This is a genomic window from Colwellia sp. KU-HH00111, assembly GCF_040362745.1.
In the GTDB taxonomy this organism is placed as follows: Bacteria; Pseudomonadota; Gammaproteobacteria; order Enterobacterales; family Alteromonadaceae; genus Colwellia.
The window spans coordinates 143,578-161,951 of sequence record NZ_BAABWO010000001.1 but is presented as its reverse complement, the minus strand read 5'-3'; the positions used below and the strand labels follow the sequence as shown (position 1 = coordinate 161,951).

At 38.4% G+C, this 18,374-nt stretch carries 15 protein-coding genes; 5 read left to right on the top strand and 10 right to left on the bottom strand.

Translation table 11 applies throughout. From position 1 onward, the window contains the following. Nucleotides 1-107 precede the first annotated feature (107 nt). A complete protein-coding gene (locus ABXG98_RS00630) occupies nucleotides 108-1,088 on the bottom strand; it encodes a DUF808 domain-containing protein (protein WP_353536747.1) in 981 nt (326 codons plus the stop codon). A gap of 40 nt (nucleotides 1,089-1,128) precedes the next feature. Beyond that, nucleotides 1,129-2,646 carry a S10 family peptidase gene (locus ABXG98_RS00625; protein ID WP_353536746.1) on the bottom strand — a complete coding sequence of 506 codons (1,518 nt, stop codon included), beginning with the start codon at nucleotides 2,644-2,646 and terminating at the stop codon, nucleotides 1,129-1,131. 153 nt (nucleotides 2,647-2,799) lie between these two features. Here ABXG98_RS00625 and ABXG98_RS00620 point away from each other — a divergent pair, with 153 nt between their 5' ends. Further along, entirely contained in the window at nucleotides 2,800-4,524 is a 1,725-nt protein-coding gene (locus ABXG98_RS00620; protein WP_353536745.1) for a DUF1800 domain-containing protein, read from the top strand. Between the two features lie 21 nt (nucleotides 4,525-4,545). After that, a complete protein-coding gene (locus ABXG98_RS00615) occupies nucleotides 4,546-5,910 on the top strand; it encodes a DUF1501 domain-containing protein (protein ID WP_353536744.1) in 1,365 nt (454 codons plus the stop codon). A 37-nt stretch (nucleotides 5,911-5,947) separates the two neighbouring features. Here the strand turns inward: ABXG98_RS00615 and ABXG98_RS00610 are convergent, their stop codons facing one another. From ABXG98_RS00610 to ABXG98_RS00590, 5 genes are all read right to left on the bottom strand, one after another. Further along, nucleotides 5,948-7,987 (bottom strand): methyl-accepting chemotaxis protein, encoded by a 2,040-nt coding sequence (locus ABXG98_RS00610; RefSeq protein ID WP_353536743.1) that lies wholly within the window; start codon nucleotides 7,985-7,987, stop codon nucleotides 5,948-5,950. Between the two features lie 239 nt (nucleotides 7,988-8,226). Then, entirely contained in the window at nucleotides 8,227-9,615 is a 1,389-nt protein-coding gene (locus tag ABXG98_RS00605) for a cbb3-type cytochrome c oxidase subunit I (protein ID WP_353536742.1), read from the bottom strand. Between the two features lie 3 nt (nucleotides 9,616-9,618). Beyond that, the gene (locus ABXG98_RS00600; RefSeq protein WP_353536741.1) at nucleotides 9,619-10,059 is read right to left on the bottom strand and encodes a c-type cytochrome; all 441 of its coding nucleotides are present in this window, start codon (nucleotides 10,057-10,059) and stop codon (nucleotides 9,619-9,621) included. A gap of 318 nt (nucleotides 10,060-10,377) precedes the next feature. Beyond that, nucleotides 10,378-10,698 carry a plastocyanin/azurin family copper-binding protein gene (locus ABXG98_RS00595; RefSeq protein ID WP_353536740.1) on the bottom strand — a complete coding sequence of 107 codons (321 nt, stop codon included), beginning with the start codon at nucleotides 10,696-10,698 and terminating at the stop codon, nucleotides 10,378-10,380. 60 nt (nucleotides 10,699-10,758) lie between these two features. Continuing rightward, nucleotides 10,759-11,703: a 4Fe-4S binding protein gene (locus ABXG98_RS00590; RefSeq protein WP_353536739.1), complete on the bottom strand. Its 945-nt coding sequence runs from the start codon at nucleotides 11,701-11,703 to the stop codon at nucleotides 10,759-10,761. Between the two features lie 148 nt (nucleotides 11,704-11,851). Here ABXG98_RS00590 and ABXG98_RS00585 point away from each other — a divergent pair, with 148 nt between their 5' ends. Further along, nucleotides 11,852-12,223, top strand: a complete 372-nt coding sequence (locus tag ABXG98_RS00585) for a hypothetical protein (RefSeq protein ID WP_353536738.1) — start codon at nucleotides 11,852-11,854, stop codon at nucleotides 12,221-12,223. 41 nt (nucleotides 12,224-12,264) lie between these two features. Then, nucleotides 12,265-12,684 (top strand): hypothetical protein, encoded by a 420-nt coding sequence (locus tag ABXG98_RS00580; RefSeq protein WP_353536737.1) that lies wholly within the window; start codon nucleotides 12,265-12,267, stop codon nucleotides 12,682-12,684. 108 nt (nucleotides 12,685-12,792) lie between these two features. Here the strand turns inward: ABXG98_RS00580 and ABXG98_RS00575 are convergent, their stop codons facing one another. Continuing rightward, nucleotides 12,793-14,523 (bottom strand): bifunctional protein-serine/threonine kinase/phosphatase, encoded by a 1,731-nt coding sequence (locus tag ABXG98_RS00575; RefSeq protein ID WP_353536736.1) that lies wholly within the window; start codon nucleotides 14,521-14,523, stop codon nucleotides 12,793-12,795. A gap of 162 nt (nucleotides 14,524-14,685) precedes the next feature. After that, entirely contained in the window at nucleotides 14,686-16,161 is a 1,476-nt protein-coding gene (locus ABXG98_RS00570; protein ID WP_353536735.1) for a NarK family nitrate/nitrite MFS transporter, read from the bottom strand. Between the two features lie 241 nt (nucleotides 16,162-16,402). Here ABXG98_RS00570 and ABXG98_RS00565 point away from each other — a divergent pair, with 241 nt between their 5' ends. Next, on the top strand, nucleotides 16,403-17,674 hold the full coding sequence (locus ABXG98_RS00565; RefSeq protein ID WP_353536734.1) for an MFS transporter: 1,272 nt from the start codon (nucleotides 16,403-16,405) through the stop codon (nucleotides 17,672-17,674). Between the two features lie 63 nt (nucleotides 17,675-17,737). Here ABXG98_RS00565 and narL read toward each other — a convergent pair whose 3' ends face one another. After that, entirely contained in the window at nucleotides 17,738-18,373 is a 636-nt protein-coding gene (narL, locus tag ABXG98_RS00560; protein ID WP_353536733.1) for a two-component system response regulator NarL, read from the bottom strand. Nucleotide 18,374: the final 1 nt, after the last annotated feature.

Below are 18,374 nucleotides of genomic sequence, written 5' to 3'. Positions count from 1 at the left end.
GGAGAGAAGCGTATACTTCATAGTAAAAAATTTAGAATAGCATGAAGTTTACTCATTTTTAAATAACAATTGGTAACTGATCACCCCTATGTGGGCTTATATCAAGATTAACCATTAAAAACTCGAAAAAAAAGACGCAACATGCTAACCAGTATAAGTACAACCACACCGACTAACAAACCGATTAAGGCATCAAAAACGAAAGGCATAAGCTTGAGCACAACCGTATTAATCATGCCTGTAGGGATATTTTGATCAATCACTTGCACAATGATAGCCAGCATTTGATGTGTCTGCGCAATACCATGTGTTAAAATACTACCACCGACCAGAAACATAGCAAGAGTGCCTACAAATGCTAATAAACGCATTAATATGGGGGCAAAACCTAATAGAGCGTGACCTATAGCGCGCTGAAATTTGCCAAGTAATTTCTGCCTTAGATGGTTAAACGAACCTTGTCTTAAAAGATAAACACCTGCATCGTCCAACTTAACAATAGCCGCGACTAATCCATAAACCCCAAAGGTCATGACCGCTGAAATAATGGAAACAACTATTGCTTGATGATAAAAACTCGCATGCTGTACTGTACCCAAAGCAATAACGATTATTTCTGCACTCAAAATAAAGTCAGTTCGAATCGCTCCTTTGATTTTTTCTTGTTCTAACGCAACTATATCTAAGTTATCAGCCATAAGTACTTGGTGCACTTGCTGTTGCTCTGCTTGCTTTTTTTCTGAATTAACACAAAGAGTCAGTGAGTGATATACTTTTTCAACACCTTCAAAACAAAGATAAGCGCCACCTAACATTAACAGTGGCGTTATTAGCCAGGGTAAAAAGACGCTCGCAGCTAATGCTAATGGCACTAAAATCAGTTTATTAATTGCAGAGCCTTTAGCGACCGCCAACACCACAGGTAACTCTCTGTCAGCATTAACACCGGATACTTGCTGGGCATTTAACGCTAAGTCATCCCCCAAAACCCCTGCGGTTTTCTTGGCGGCTACTTTAGTCATTAAAGCAACATCATCAAGTACCATCGCAATTTTATCTATTAACGTTAATAAACTCGCACCCGCCATAAAAAATCCTAATTACTGTATTGCCACATTTAACCAATGCTTAATATTTAGCTGCTTGCCCTTTTGCTGGCAATGACTGCTGGATAAACTGACGAATATCTTGATTTGCTTGTTGTAAGTCTTCGTGACGAAGATACATCATATGACCACTACGATAACCTTTAAACGATAAGCGATCTTGCATTTGTCCACTAGGATCTAACTGCCACATAGTGTACTTAGCGTCAAAATAATTGGTTGCGCCATCGAAATATCCAGATTGGATCATAACATTTAAATACGGATTTTGTGCCATAGCCAAACGCAAGCTTTCCCCTGTGTGATTATTACTGCGATCCCAAGGGTGAACATTACCAAACATATTATATTTAATATCGGTTTTGTAATTTAATTCTTCTCGAAGATAATAGTTTATTGCTGGGGTAAAGCTATGAAGCCATGAGGTTAGCTCGGCATTATAATCCGGTTTATCACCTGCCGTTTTTTTATCAATGCCTAAATAGCGTGAATCTAACCGGCCGATAGTTTGCTTTCTCGTACGTAATAGCTCTTTCCAAAAATAACGATTATTCACATCAAGATTATTTGCTAAAACTGCAGTAACTGACAAGCCTGAGTACCTAGCTACCTGTTCGGCAATTTGCTGCTTTTCTTCATCAGAAATAAAACCACCTTTAGCCAGCGCTGGGATATATTTATTGATGGTAAATCGCTCAATTTCTGGAAGTAGCTCTAATAGATCTTTATTTTGAAGTTCATCCGTCAATGCCTGATGATACCAAGCGGCTGCTGCAAAATAAGGTAAACGATTGGCGGCCTTCACTGGGCCATCACGTTCAATACCGATATCCGTTGGCGATACTAAAATAACACCGTTTACATACATCCATTGTTTTTGTTGTAGCGCTAGTGCTAACCCTGATACCCGCGTGGTTCCGTAGCTCTCACCAATTAAATACTTGGGTGAACGCCAACGATTATTTCGAGTGACAAAGGTAGTAATCCACTCAGCCAAGTAATTCACATCAGCATTGACACCAAAAAACATGCTTTTTTGCTGCTCTTTGCTTGGCATTTTTCCATCTTTATTCGGTAATACTCTTGAGTAGCCAGTATTGACTGGGTTAACAAAAACAATATCAGCCACATCTAAAATTGAATAAGGGTTAGTTTTCACACCATAAGGCTGGAGCGGATAACCTTCATCATCAACATTCAACACCCTAGGGCCGGTGTAAGCGACGTGCATCCATACAGAAGCAGAGCCAGGTCCACCATTGAACGATATTAACAATGGTCGTTTACTGTTATCTTTGATATCAGTACGTTGGTAATACGTATAAAAAAGACTTGCCGTAGGGTTGCCTTTATCATCCCAAACAGGTTGGGTACCGGTTGTTGCACTATACTTAACCTTTTTAGCATTAATTTTAGTCACATGAGTGGTAGTGTTCTGCTCATCAATAGGTAATTTACGTTCGTGCTCTATCGATGAAGCTGATGAAGTAAACATCAGCGTAAGAAAAAGCAATGACGGTAACCGTTTAAAAAATTGCATTATTTTGACCTTGTAATAATTATTTTCAATAGCAACAAGCTAGCATATCGAAAGTAATGTTTCAGGAAATTAAGGTAAATCGACCTAATAATAAGGTTAATTGAAACTAAGTGATAAAAATTTGTAATCATCACACGAACACATTGAAGTTGAGTGAAATTTAACCAATACTTTATCATGGGCTGCCAAACCAACTTATTCTCAGAGGTTTCTATGTTTAGATGTTGTGTTGTAATTCTGGTTATTTTTCTACTAGCTTCTTGCGGTGGCGAAAACACTGATGAAATCTCTATGCCACCACCTAGTGTGGTACCCGAACCTGCCCTGTTACCTAGCAAAAATCAAAGTGCACGCTTTCTTAATATGGCAACATTTGGCGCAACACTCAGCAATATAGAAGAGCTTAGCAATATTGGCTTTGAAACATGGCTTGATCAACAAATAGCCATGCCTGCTAGTTCTCATGTTGCCTACTTACAAGCATTAGAGCCAAACCTTAATTTATCAGCTGATGAAAAACCTGATCGTAATGCAAGATTAGAAACGTGGTTTACCCTTGCACTTACCGCAGAAGATCAACTAAGACAGCGCGTCGCTTTTGCTTTAAGTGAAATATTGGTTGTATCAGACCAAAGCGCTTTCGGTGATGATACCTATGGGCTTGCAAACTATTATGATCTCTTAGTGAATAACGCATTTGCTAATTACCGTGAGTTGCTAGAGCATGTCACACTGTCACCCATTATGGGCATGTATTTGAGTGTACTTGGTAATGAAAAGCCCAATGAGCAAGCTAATATTCGACCTGATGAAAACTATGCCCGCGAGGTGATGCAACTTTTCAGTATAGGTTTAGTTGAACTCAATAATGATGGCAGTGAAAAACTGCAAAATGGACACACTATTGCCACTTACAACCAAGAAACCATAAAAGCATTTGCTCATATTTATACCGGCTGGAATTTTAATGGCACAACAGCCGATACTTGGTGGAAATTCTATCGAAATTACAACACCATGGAGCCAATGATTGCGGTTGAAGCTTTTCATGATACCTCTGAGAAACACTTACTAAATAATGTAGTTGTTCCTGCCAATCAAAGTGCAAAACAAGATCTCGACATGGCATTAGATAACCTATTTTATCACCCAAACGTAGCGCCTTTTATCGGCAAGCAGTTAATTAAAAAATTAGTCACCAGCAACCCTAGCCCTGACTATGTTGCACGTGTCAGTGCTGCTTTTAATGATAATGGCCAAGGTGTTCGTGGTGATTTAGCTGCATTAATCAAAGCAATATTGCTTGATAAAGAAGCAATCAATGGCACAAGTAGTAATGCAAATTTTGGTAAAATACGTGAACCTTTATTGCGTGCAGTCCATCTGTGGCGAGCCTTTAATGCCTCTTCTCCTAATGAACGATTTCAATTTAACTGGCCTGATTATGCTTTTGCACAAGCCCCCTTAAGTGCTCACCATGTCTTTAACTTCTTTTCTCCAGACTATGCCCCACCGGGAATTCTCAGTGAACACGATTTACTTGCCCCCGAGTTAGAAATGGTTACCGAGAATTACTTAACCCGCACCAGTAACTTTTTAGCTTATTCAACGCTATGGGGACATACTGAGTCTGAAGGTGAAAACCAGGATGATCAACGCATTTTAATTGACTTAAGCTCCTTAATACCCCTGGTAGATAATACAGAACAACTACTAGCACACCTAAACATGATGCTATTAGGAGGCAAGATGAGCGAGCCTATGCAAGTAATCCTAACCCAAGCGTTTGATGAAACAGCTGGACAAGAAATAAACGCTCGTTTAAGTAACCTACTATTTATGATTATGATATCTGCACAATATACTGTGCAAAAATAGATCCAAGCAAAAGGATAAGAAATGAATCGACGCAATTTTGTTAAACATTTACTTAGCAGCACAATGGGTCTGGGTAGTGCCAGTGCTGCTCTTTCTAGTATGTCATTGGTCAATAGCGCTTTAGCGCAAACCAGTCGTCGTTTTGATGACTACAAGGCCTTAGTGTGTATTTTTCTTCATGGCGGTAACGACTCTTTTAATATGTTGATTCCAAATGAAGCTAATGATTATCAAAACTATCAAAAGGTTCGGCAAAACCTAGCTATTGCCCAAAGTGATTTAATGCCCATTAGCCCTATTTCATCTATGCCATATAATCTAGCCTTACCAAGTTTTATGTCGCCAATGCGGCAACTTTTTAGCCAAGGAAATTTAGCTTTTTTAGCCAATACTGGCCCGTTATTACAACCTGTAAATAAAAGCCAAGCTCAACAAAATGCTGATTTATTACCTCCGCAGCTGTTCTCACATAATGACCAACAAAAGCATTGGCAAACCTCATGGCCAGAGCAAACCTCAAGGTCAGGTTGGGCTGGACGGATGGCAGATTTAATTATGGATAGCACCAACCCGCTATCGATGAATTTATCGATAGCGGGCGCCAATATTTTACAAACTGGCGCGAGTTCACTCCCTTATTCTCTCGATGCTAGCGGCGTCGAAACCTTTGCAGCGTTAGACCCAAATAAAAACTGGAATAAGGATAGACTAGAGGTTTTCACAAAATTGATGGCAGCTGAAACTCACCCTTTAGGGCAAGCACACAATGCCATTTACACACGAGCTCAAAGCAATATTGATAGTGTCGCTAACGCGATAAACAGCGCCAGCGAGCCAGTCGTTAGTTATCCTGATAACCACTTAGCTAACCAATTGAAAATGGTCGCTACTTTAGCAAGTACTCAACAATTATTATCACAGCCACGGCAAATATTTTTTGTCAGTATGGGCGGCTTTGACACCCATGATAATCAAAACAGTATGCAGCCAGTATTACTCCAAACCTTAAGCGAAGCCTTATTTGCTTTTAACGCTGACCTACAAGCCCGAGGGCTAGCTAACAATATTACTTCATTTACCATGTCTGATTTTGGTAGAACATTGACCAGCAATGGTGATGGCACCGACCATGGTTGGGGTGGTCACCAAATTATAATGGGGGGAGCCGTGCAAGGGGGCGATATCTACGGCAATATGCCTGAAGATTTTTCTCTTAACTCCGCCGATGATTTTGGCGATGGCAGAATAATTCCCACCACCTCTGTGGATCAATACGCTGCTACTTTGGCAAAGTGGTTTGGTTTATCCACCAACGAAATTGATGCGGTGTTTCCCAACTTATCTAGATTTAATCGCAGAGATCTAGGATTTATGCGGCCAAGCTAGCACAAAAATACTCCTTATTACAAAGATATACATTGAATTATGAGACTTTAAACGTATCAATTGAGTTTTCTAGTTCAGCCGCTAAATCAGCCACCTGCTTGCTATAGGTTAAAGTAGAGGTTGATTTTTCACTACTTTCTTGGCTTAAACCTACAACCTCGCCAATACTCTGATTAATGTCATTACTTAAGCTATTTTGTTGCGTGGCAGAGTGTGAAATATCACTACTCATATCATGCATTTGCTCAATCGCAGCGGTGATCAATAATAATGTTTTCAATAAATGGTTGGTGTGATCTTGGCAGTTATTCGCTTCATCCTTACCTTGTTTAATGTCAATAACTGCTTTTTCAGTTTGTCTTTGCAATGATTCTATCATTGTTTGGATTTCTGTTGCTGACTCTTGCGTTCTACTGGCAAGCAACCTAACTTCATCAGCGACCACAGCAAAACCTCGTCCTGCTTCTCCCGCTCGAGCAGCTTCAATGGCAGCATTTAAGGCCAACAAGTTAGTTTGATCTGAAATGCCACGAATTGTTTCTAAAATACCACTAATATTGGTGGATTCTTGTTGCAATACTGCCATAACATCCGTAGTACTGTCTAACATAGTTACTAGGTTTTGCATGCGATCATTAGTGGTATTAGCTGTCTGCTCAAGCTCTCCACTTTGCGATAAGGCACTCGTCATTTTCTGCTCGGCATTATTAGCTTTAGCTAAAATATGGTCAGCACTTTCGCCTAGCTCCGTAGTCTGAACGGTAACATGCTCTATAGTTTGTTTTTGAATTGCTAAAGAGTCGGTCACTTGCGCTATTTTCTCGCTCGATTGCTCTGCCGCATGGTGTAACAAGTGAGTATTTTCTGAAATGTTACTAATCAGTTTACGCAGATCCGCCACCACTAGGTTGACATTTTTTGACAGCTCACCAAATTCATCATCAGATTTCACGATTAACTGATGAGACAAGTCGCCTTTAGCAATTTGAGATAAAACCATATTGATTTTCTGTAATGGCCCAATCATAGATTTTATCGTAGTTAAAGCAATGCCTACACCCGCCAAGAACAACACGACAAAAATGATCACCGTTTCCAAATTACCCTGCTCAACATTATCAAAAATGTTTGCTTGTAATTGAGTTAAGTTGCTATCAACTTTTTGCAAAAACACATCGATGGCATTGATTGAGGTATTGATATGTTTTTCTGAATTTTTAAACGCTTCATTCAACGCGTTTCGTTGTTCAAGCTGGGACATTTTTAAGCTAAATAAATTATTGTCGCCACGAAGCATATCCTTAGCTTTATCAAACTCCTCCACAAACTGCGATATTAAGCCATTGGTATTATACGACTCACCCAAGGTCACTAAAAATATCGAATATTGCTCTACGTTACTAATAGCAAACTCAATAGTTTGTTGTGACTCTTCAACCTCAGCAATAGTGTTTATTGATAAAATAGTTTTGGTTGCATCAGTCAAATTAAAGATAAAGCCTTCAATTTGACTGGCTGAACCAGACACTCTATCTACTTGCTCTTGATTATCTGGATCGTCTAAGTAGGTTAAATCACCGAGCACTGCACCTGCTTCATAGAGAATATCACCAAGCGCTTTTTGCTGACTAACGAATACTTGGGTTTGGTTTATTTCATCGGCTTTGTATGCAAGCATCGCTTCAACAGCGTTTGTATACTGCTCATAAGCTAGATTAAATTGAGTTAATTTATCAATAGTTGGAAAGACATATAGCATTTTTTCTATTGATTTTCTTTGTTCTACCAACAAGTACCCTTGTTGTGCAAACGTGTTTTTTAATTGGTCAATTTCATTTGTTGTAGTAGCACTCGGTACAAAAGCTGACAATTTCGCCTGTTTTAACAACTGTTTTTGCACAGTATTGGCATGTTTTTGCATAGGTAAGGCGAAATCATCCACCTTCGCAGATGCTTGCTTAATATCACTTAAAATAGCCACTGAGCTGATACTAGAGAAAAGCAACAGCAATAATATAATAGCAAAGCCAATCACAACTTTATGGGCAACTTTTAACACTTTTACTTTAAAAAGCATAAACAAAAACTCTTCTTTTAAATGATAAACAGAACATCTGACCAGTTACATATTAATAATATTTACTTAATTAAATCAAGTTTGTTGAAAATATAGTCGCACCTATAACTCAATGACCTTGGTAACCTTTTTTAAATGTTTGTCTTGAGTATAGTCAAACTCAAAAATTACACATAAAAAAACCGCGAAAGTTCATTCGCGGTTTTTAAACTATCAGTAAAAGTGACTAACTTTTTACATTACGCTGTTTTTTCTTCTGTAATGAAGAAGCTAGCGATATATGAAATTAAACCAAGTAAGAAAATTACGCCGGCAATTTCACGTAACCAGTAGAAAATAGCCAATTTATCTTGTGTTGCCATAAAGCTTAAAGCTTCACCTGATTCTGGAATACGTTGTAACCATACTTGCAAGATACCAGCACCTGTTAAGAATAAGGTGATAAATACCATAGCAACGGTCATTAACCAGAAGCCCCACATTTCAACTACTTGTGCTTTATTACAATTTGCTTCACCGATACCACGTAACTTAGGCATAGCATAAGACATAATAGTCATAACGATCATAGCGTAAGCGCCGTAGAAAGCCATATGTCCATGAGCTGCTGTGATTTGTGAACCATGAGTATAATAGTTTACGAAAGAAAGCGTATGCAAGAAGCCCCAAACACCAGCACCTAAGAAAGCCATAACTGCTGTGCCTAACGCCCATAAAGTAGCGGCTTTGTTAGGATGTTCACGACGACGACGGTTAACCATATTAAAGGCATATAAAACCATAGCGAAGAAAGGTAATGGCTCTAAAGCTGAGAAGATTGAACCAACCCACTGCCAGTATTCAGGCGTCATTAACCAGTAGAAGTGATGACCTGTACCTAAAATACCTGAAATCAATGCCATTGCGATAATTACATATAACCATTTTTCAATTACTTCACGGTCAACACCTGTCACTTTGATTAATACATAAGCTAAAATAGCGCCCATGATTAATTCCCAAACACCTTCAACCCATAAATGCACAACAAACCACCAGAAGTACTTATCTAATGCTAAGTTAGTAGGGTTATAAAAAGCGAACAAGAAGAATACGGCTAAACCAATTAAACCTGTCATCATTACCATGTTAATCGCCGTTTTACGGCCTTTTAAAATGGTCATACCTAAGTTAAACAAGAAACCTAAAGCAACAACAACAATACCAAGTTTAGTGATGGTTGGCTGTTCAAGGAACTCACGTCCCATGGTTGGCCATAATTCATTAAAGGTAATATCCGCTAGTTTTGTATAAGGTAGCAACAAATAGCCTAAAATGGTTAGTACACCAGCAGCAGCAAATATCCAGAATAATGCGATTGCCAATTTAGGACTGTACAGCTCTGTTTCTGATTCTTCAGGTATCAGATAATAGGCAGCCCCCATGAAACCAAATAATAACCAGACGATAAGTAAATTGGTATGCACCATACGCGCAACATTAAATGGAATTAACCCACCTAAAAAATCACCTACAACATATTGCATGCCCATTAATAAACCAAAAAGAATTTGGCCGACAAATAAGATCATTGCAAAAATAAAGTATGGTTTTGCTACGGCTTGTGATTGATATTTTAATGTATTCACAGCTTAACCCTCGATGTTTGGTGGCCAGTTATTGTCATCTAGCTCTGATGTCCATTTAAGGAATTCAGCTAAATCATCAATTTCTTGGTCAGTTAAGTGAAAGTTAGGCATTTGACGACGACCTGGAATATTTAATGGCTGAGCTTTCATCCAACCATTAAAAAAGGCTTTAAAGCCAGCAGCACCACCACGACGGTCATAAACATTTGCTAGTTCCGGAGCAAAGTATGCACCTTCACCAATTAACGAATGACAACCTACACAGTTGTTTTTTTCCCATAAATGCTTACCGCGTTCTACCGCTTCGGTAATATTTTCTCGATTATCCCGTTTGGGCATTTCTTTTACAGTGTGAAAAGTCAAAGCTAAGAATATTAAGAAGAAGAATACACTTCCCCCGTAATAAATATTCCTTGCCATGCCTTTAGTAAAGCTCTCTGACATGGTGTTTCCCTTAATGAATAATAATATTCATGCGTTAGTGTTATATATTAACTCAATAGTTACTTGATGTTAGTAAAAGCCAAGAGATAATAACGTAAGTAAGGCAGAAGATGGCTTGATAGAAATCAAGTTTTTTTGATAGATGTAAAAAAATGTGTCGTTATATAACTTAATATTGAGCCATATCAAAAAAAGGCTCACAACTTAAAAAACTTATATAACCCTATAAAATATAAGGACATCCCTCTTTGCATTACACTCTAAAGATAAGATGTTAGTGAAAATTAAGCAAATGCTGCTAACGCTTTTTGATGTCGTTTAGTGATTTTTGTCAACGACAATCACTTTACCTTTCATCCGAGGATGAGGACCGCATTCATAAGGAAAAGCACCTATTTGCTCAAACTGGCGCTGATAACTTTCATCAGGAAAAAAGTATTGCGGCTCTTCTTTATCAAGTTGTTTAAACCACACATTATGATATTGACGTTTTTCTATGTTTTTCCAAACAACCGTATCTCCTTGCTCTATAGTAACTTCTGCAGGAATATATTTTTTCTTATAAATTTCAACTACCACCTCTTTAGCAAATACATTACTTGAGGCAATAAAAAAACAAAGTAATAATAATGATCGCATTTTAAATTCCTTACTATATTAAAGTTGCTCGTTACTGTGTGTGTACTATCTACCATAGCATTATTTCACTTTTTTAATAGGGATGGTTTCACCTTTGTATTTACTGGCCGGTCTATCGACTTCTATCGCTTCATCACCATTTACCCAACTTAACAACCCTCCCTCAGGGTTATCCTTTTGTACTTGATTACATGCAGATACGCATTGTACACATTGAGTACAAGTAAATTTTGCCCGTTTCATATTGCGGGTAGGTAAACGCATTGGACATGCCTGATCACAAGGTTTATGTTTATTGTACGACTCACAATCTCTGCATACTTTCGCTCGTGCCCGGTCAAATTTTATTACCATAGCTTTATTATTAGCCATCCAGATCAAGCTTTGAAATAGCCCCAACGCACAGCCGTATTTACAAAAAACATGTCTTGCAAAAATAAAATCGGCGGTAAATACCAGTGTTGCAACGCCAATAAAAAGACTAGAGCCAAAACCTAAATCTAAACTGACCAAGCCAGTTAATAGTTCATAAGGAGCAACCAAATAACTTAACAAGCCAACAGCCCATACAAAGGCCATGCTCACCGCGGCAACAAAGACGATAAGCTTGGGCAGTAAACCGTGGGTTTGCTTATTAGCTTTTTCCCAAATAGTGACCCGATTCAGTTTTTTCAGCATTAAATCGTTAATGAGTTCAACTACAGAGAAATGCGGACATAACCAGCCACAGTAAATACGGCCAAATTTCCAAATAAGCACGCCAGAAACTGCCACAAAAGCCATACCGGGCAATAAAACACGAGAGAATATTTTAATAGCGGCATCAAGGCTATCTCCTCCTCCATGCAAAATAGAGTCTATACTGATAGTCCAGGCTTGACCAAAAATAATAAAGTGACCTAAATCAAGGTCGAAGCGGAATATATTTAATAAGGGAGCGAATAGAAACAATGCAAAAAAAATAATTTTCGCAGATATTCGATACTGTTGAAGGCTAATATTCATCCTTGTTATTATAATCTAACTTTTTTTCATCGATTTAATCTAGATCAGCGTTTAGCCATTTATTTCATGCTAAAATTAGGCAATTGAACGTTGCCACAATGACAAAGTCGCTGGTATCGCAAACACATAATAAAGACAGAGAGCTATTTTGGATAAATCACAATTTTTTTATCGTACCGTCGTATTCACTCGAAAAGCGGGCATAGTCGCCTTGGCCGATATTAATAACCCGCAAGAAAGCACCAAACTAGAAGAATGGTTTGGTATTGTCATTTCACTTGCCGATGGTAAACACACACTTGGGCAATTAGTTGACTTTATGCGTCAGCAATACCCACAAGTGCCAGAACGCTTAGACGATACCTTAGACTCAGTGATTGACCGTTTATTGGAAAGCAAAATGCTAAAGCTCAACGATAAAGCTGTTGAGCTGCCTTATTATTTAGCGGCACCCATTGAGCAATTAGATATTGAAAAAGCACAAAAGCTCATTGAAGAAGATGGCTATACTGTACATTAACCTAATCTCTTTAACTTAATTTACTAAACGAGTATTTACTGATGACAGAAAATAAAGCGCTAGCGCTCGCTCCATTGATTACGCCTTTTGCTTTCGCCTTTTATGCCTATATTGCTGATGTGCCTGGCTTCAACATGGACAGTGGCCTGTTAGATTTTCTTGGCCTATTTTTTGGTTTAACATTAGCAGCTATTCCCGTTGCTTATATTTATATGTTCTTCATCGGTGGTAAATTTTGGGGAATGATTAAAAGAAGGAAGATGGTTAACTTTTTCACCATAGTATTTGGCTCTGTTTTTGTTGCTGATATTCCTATGTTACTAATATGGCCAGTAACACAAGGTAACGAGTTTTATTTAACGCTGCAATTATTTTCATTTGTAGGCTTTATGGTTGGGCTTAATTGTTGGTTTTTGATTAATTTAGATAAATTCAAAGCTAAATTTAACAATAAAAATTAACTTGCCTATTCATTTCACAGAAAAAATAGTTTACGCCACTGTAGGGGCTAATTTGTTGCCCGTTTGCCGAAATAAATTCGAACCTACATCAGATAATTGGAAATGGCATTACCCTTGAGTAAACAGCGCAACAACCAATACCAGCATCAATATCCAAAAGCCCGAAAGTAACTGCCAAAACAACACTTGAGATTTATTTTTAGTTACTTTAGGGTCATCAAGCAAATAGCTAGGATTGGGTTTTTTTAGATCTTGGATAAATTCGGCAATATTGGTATAACGCCTTTCCAGATCAAAACTAACCCCTCGCTCTAAGGTGCGATCAAACCACATTGGGATAACAGGGTTTGCTACAGTTGCCGAAACATAGCGAAGGCGATCATATTCAAAAGCCGTTTGACATTCTGCTATTTTGTCACCGTAAGGAAGCTTTCCGGTAAATATTTCATAAGTAATTGTTGCTAAAGCATATAAATCGCCCTGAACACCAGTGTTTTTTCCCAATAAATATTTGGGATCTGAATAGGTGGCCGTACCTAACACCCCCTCATGTTCTAACGGAATAAAAACTTCAGCAAGCCCCGCAACAAATACTGAACCAAAATCAACCACTTTAACTTGATTATATTGATCGATTAAGATGTTACCCGGTTTTAGATCTTGATGAATAGTTTCCATTTTATGAAAAGCGGCTAAACCTTTTGCTATTTGTTCAACAAGATTAAAAGCGACTTTCGGTTTAGGAAAGGGGTTGTTTGCTATCCATTGTTCCAATGAAATCCCTTGAACAAATTCCATTAAGTAATACAAACAAGTGCGAGGCCGCTGTTGATTAATAATTTTAACCACATATTCACTGTCAATACGTTTACCGATCCACTCTTCTTGAATAAATCTATCAATATAACCGGTATCATCTTCAAAATTAATGGAAGGGGTTTTCATTACCATTTTATCGCCAGTGTCAGTATCTTCTACCAAATACAATTGACTGCGGCTACTAGCAAACAGCTCTTTGAGTACTTTATAGCCATCAAGCATAACGCCTTCGTCAAGCGGTGGAGGAAAAGGCAAACGCGTGAGCTTTGAGTTGTAGTCATTTAGACTTTCATTAGGCAACGCCGCTATTTGACACAAAGAGCCACTTATATTGTCGTCACTACCGTTTGCTAAGGCAGCTTGAACTAAGGTTTCAATACGTTGTTGGCAAGCTTGCTCTGTCGATATCAATTTAGCAATGGCGTCAAAAGCGACAAAATCATGAATACCATCAGAGGTCACTAAAATAATATCCTGAGTTTCTAGGGCAAACTGACCATAATCAATTTGAATAGAGTTATCCATACCCATGGCGCGTGCAAGAAAGCTGCGACCTGAGCCAATACTAGCAACATGGTCTCGAGTGAGTTGCTTTAATTCACCATCACGCAATAGGTAAGCCCTACTGTCACCTGCATGAAAAAAATGCGCAATACGTGATTTTATCACTAATGCAGTAAATGTAGTTAAATAGCCTTTCTCTTCGCTAACAAATTCATGACTGCGTTTAAACAAAGTAAGGTTGATACTAGAGAGAATTTTTTGACCCGCATGCTTAACTGACCATGTATCAGGGGTTTGATAATAATCACTTAAAAAGCGAGTAATTGCAGTTTTACTTGCTTCTTTACCCGCTTCAGCACTACTCACACCATCGGCAACCGCTAGGACGATACCTTTATTTTCAAGTTCAGATACAGTTTGCGGCACTAAAAAACCAACCGAGTCTTCGTTATTATCTTTTAAGCCTTGAATTGAATGACTTGCGATATCAACTTGTAACTGATTGGTTTTTGACATGGTTTCTTATTTTTTAATAAAGGCTTAAGACTGACTATTGCGCTAAATAGTTGGAATTACAACAAGGCTATCGAACTTTTTGTATCCTGAACTTAGTCAGCTAAGTGATGGATACAAAAAGTGAAGATGAACGCCGTTGCGGTTTCAAATATGACGCGCAATTTAATTAACGTCGATTAACTCTACTGTTCCATCGGCATTAACTTCTGCCATATGCCCTTTAGGCTCAGTTAAAAACATAGTAGCAAAGAAGATCACCCCGGCAGAGGCCGCAATCACCATAAAGAAGGTAGAATAATCAACAAACGATAACACAGTTAAATAGGTTACCGCACCAACATTACCGTAAGCCCCTGCCATTCCAGCAATTTGACCTGTCATACGACGTTTAACTAACGGCACAATCGCAAACACAGCCCCCTCACCCGCTTGTACAAAGAAAGAACAACACATAGTTGCGATAACCGCTACTGGAATTAACCAAGCGCCTGTTACTTGACTCAGCACCATATAACCAACAGCTAATCCACCCACTAAAATCATTAAAGATTTACGGCGACCAAATTTATCACTAAACCAACCACCTGTTGGGCGAGCAACAAGGTTCATAAAGGCAAAACCAGATGCTAACATCCCTGCTTGCACGGCACTTAAACCTTCAAATGTTTCTAAAAAGAATAATGGCAACATTGAAACAACCGCTAATTCAGAACCAAAGGTTACAAAGTAAGATAAATCTAGAATAGCCACTTGTTTAAATTCATACTTTTCAATATCGGCAACACCATGAGTTAAGTTTTCTTTATTCACACGCCAAATTGAATGAACCTGTACCGCAAATAAAACTACCAAGCCTACCCACATCAAATACATTGTTTCGGTTGTTAGTAGCTTTACGCCCGAGGGAGATAATTTCCATGCTAGCACGCCTAACGCAATATACATTGGGATATTCATAAATAGGTAAAAGTAAAAGTCTTTCCAACTTGTTACTTCTAAACCGCCTGATTTTTTAGGTTTAAAATAGGTTGAGCCTTTAGGTGTGTTACGGGCAACCATGTAGAAGAAAATACCATAAACACCGGCAATAACACCCGTTAAGCCAATAGCGTAACGCCAACCATCATCGCCGCCAAATAATAAAGCAAGCGTAGGTAAAGTCATTGCACCCGCAGCTGAGCCAAAGTTGCCCCAACCACCATAAATACCTTCAGCAACACCTACTTGTTTAGCAGGAAACCATTCGCCTACTAGACGAATACCGATAACGAAACCAGCACCAATAAAGCCAAGTAAAAATCTAAACAATGCCAGTTGTTCGAAGCTATTGGCGGTTGCAAAACCAACACAAACAAATGATCCAATAATCAATAGGCCAGAGAAAATATTTCGAGGTCCAAACTTATCAACCAAAATACCAACCACTATCCGTGCAGGAATGGTTAACGCTACGTTTAAAATTAATAATGCCTTTACCTGTGCCGTCGATAAGTCAAAAGCTTCTTTAATAAAGACGAGTAAAGGGGCATGTGAAAACCAGACCACAAATGTTAAAAAAAACGCAAACCAAGTAACGTGCAACGTTTTTATTTTAGGATCTGCAAAATTGAGCAGATTCATTTTACCTTCATGTGACATTATAGTACTCCTGCGCCATACTGATATAAAACTATCATGCGCATCTTAAGTTAAATTTAAATTTTGTTAAATAATGGAGCTATTCTGCGCTTTTGCTAACTTAGCTTTATTGACTTATGTCAACAAAGCTAAGTTATTTAAAATATCCCTAATAAAAACAGGGAATATGTTGATCAAATTTGTTTTAATGACTAAAAGCGCCACAAAACTAACGTCGATTAATCACACTCAAAGAAGAAACATGGAAATACAACAAAAACACGCCTACCGAGCGTTATCCTTATCTACATTAGCTTTTGCAGCCTGTTTTTCAGTATGGACTCTATATTCTATCCTCGGCATAGAGCTAAAATCGAGCCTGAATCTCACCTCAACAGAATTTGGTTTGTTGCTTGCTGCACCAATTTTTACTGGTGCTATTTTTCGTGTACCTGTCGGATTTTTAACTGAAAAGGTCTCTTGCAAAAAATTACTCTTCTGGCAAATGTTGCTAGCGGTACCCCCATTGTTTTATCTACCCTACGTTGAAACGTTTACTGAGTATATTTTACTGGGCTTTGTTTTAGGCTTAAGTGGTGTGTCATTCACTATTGGTATTCGCTATGTCACGGATTGGTTTGATTCTAAGCAGCAAGGCTTTGCCTTAGGCGTTTTTGGTGCCGGCAATGCGGGTGCTGCAATCACCTTAGTACTAGTGCCTTTTATTGTTAAGGCTTACGGTTGGCAAGAAATCGGCCCTATTTATGGTGTAGGCATGTTAACTATGGCGATAATTTTTAGGCTATTTGCACCTGAAATTGGCAAATACTACCAGGATAAGAAAAATGACAACCTTGCCTTTCATCTCGCCCCATTAAAAGACTTAAAAGTGTGGCGCTTTGGCTTGTATTATTATTTTGTCTTTGGCTCTTTTTTAGCATTGCTTTTATGGCTGCCTCATTATTATATGGGTGCCTATCAATTATCGTTGACACAAGCTTTAGCACTCACCTTATTATTTGTGACTAGTTCAAGTATGGTGAGAGCGGTCGGAGGATGGTTTTCTGATAAATTTGGCGCCAGAGCTGTCAATTGGAGTGCTTTCTGGATTTGTATGGTTTGTTTGTTTTTCTTAAGTTATCCACCGACCACCATGATCATTCATGGTGTGACTAAAGATGTAAAAATCTCTTTTGAAGTCAATGTTTGGTTATTCACCTTGTTAATTTTTATTATTGGTATTGCTCAAGGGATTGGTCGAGCTAGCGTTTATAAAATTGTTTACGATCATTATCCTAATCATATGGGCAGTGTCGGTGGCGTCATTGCTGCATTAGGTGCATTAGGCGGCTGCACCCTACCGATAATGTTTGGTTTAGCCGTTGATCTTATTGGCGTATATAGTGCCTGTTTTATGCTGTTATATGGAGTGTTAGCCTTGTGTATGATTGCCATGTACTTAGCTTTACAAGCAGAGCGCCAACAAAAATCATTAAAACATGCTATTGAACATAATTTTTTGGAGCAAGATTAGCGGCTTTTGAGGATGTTTTGCGGCAAAAGTCACAAGAATGCTAACAATCGCTCGGCTAGATCCTTAGCTAATTTTGTGTTCAACTGCCCACATTGCAGCTTCAACACGGCTCTTTAAGCCCAATTTTTTAAACAAGTTTTTATTATGCACCTTTACTGTAGCCTCGGTTATACCAAGTTTACGAGCGATTTCTTTATTACTTTTTCCGCTTGCAATGAGCTTTAAATTTTCTAACTCTCGTTGAGTAAGTGATTGCATTATGTTGGTTTTTACTTGTGGACGTAACGATTTAGCCAGTATTTGAGTTAACGGCTCACTTATTACAAACTCCCCAGCTATGGCATGGTTAATTTTTTCAATCAACTCCTCCGGCTCGCTATCTTTTAACAAATAGCCATCAGCATTGAATTTTAACGCTTGCAACACATCCGTTTCATTATCAGAGACACTAAAAATAACCACTTTAGCACAGGTGTTCGCACGTTTTAATGCGCTCAATGTTTCAATGCCGCTTAACCCTTTCATATTAAGATCGAGCAGGATTAAATCAGGGGTGTTATTAATAGCAAACATAATAGCTTCGTCACCTGAATTAACTTCACCTACCACATTGAGGTTATCCTCTAATGAAATTAGTTGAGCAACACCTTTACGCAACATAGGGTGATCGTCAACTAATAAAATATTGGCTATTTTCATA

Excerpts from the sequence above, each read along its gene's own strand:
- ABXG98_RS00595 (WP_353536740.1), bottom strand. The coding sequence starts at position 10,698 with ATGCGATCATTATTATTACTTTGTTTTTTTATTGCCTCAAGTAATGTA.
- ABXG98_RS00625 (WP_353536746.1), bottom strand. The coding sequence starts at position 2,646 with ATGCAATTTTTTAAACGGTTACCGTCATTGCTTTTTCTTACGCTGATG.
- narL (WP_353536733.1), bottom strand. The coding sequence starts at position 18,373 with ATGAAAATAGCCAATATTTTATTAGTTGACGATCACCCTATGTTGCGT.
- ABXG98_RS00630 (WP_353536747.1), bottom strand. The coding sequence starts at position 1,088 with ATGGCGGGTGCGAGTTTATTAACGTTAATAGATAAAATTGCGATGGTA.
- ABXG98_RS00610 (WP_353536743.1), bottom strand. The coding sequence starts at position 7,987 with ATGCTTTTTAAAGTAAAAGTGTTAAAAGTTGCCCATAAAGTTGTGATT.
- ABXG98_RS00590 (WP_353536739.1), bottom strand. The coding sequence starts at position 11,703 with ATGAATATTAGCCTTCAACAGTATCGAATATCTGCGAAAATTATTTTT.
- ABXG98_RS00575 (WP_353536736.1), bottom strand. The coding sequence starts at position 14,523 with ATGTCAAAAACCAATCAGTTACAAGTTGATATCGCAAGTCATTCAATT.
- ABXG98_RS00615 (WP_353536744.1), top strand. The coding sequence starts at position 4,546 with ATGAATCGACGCAATTTTGTTAAACATTTACTTAGCAGCACAATGGGT.
- ABXG98_RS00580 (WP_353536737.1), top strand. The coding sequence starts at position 12,265 with ATGACAGAAAATAAAGCGCTAGCGCTCGCTCCATTGATTACGCCTTTT.
- ABXG98_RS00565 (WP_353536734.1), top strand. The coding sequence starts at position 16,403 with ATGGAAATACAACAAAAACACGCCTACCGAGCGTTATCCTTATCTACA.
- ABXG98_RS00570 (WP_353536735.1), bottom strand. The coding sequence starts at position 16,161 with ATGTCACATGAAGGTAAAATGAATCTGCTCAATTTTGCAGATCCTAAA.
- ABXG98_RS00600 (WP_353536741.1), bottom strand. The coding sequence starts at position 10,059 with ATGTCAGAGAGCTTTACTAAAGGCATGGCAAGGAATATTTATTACGGG.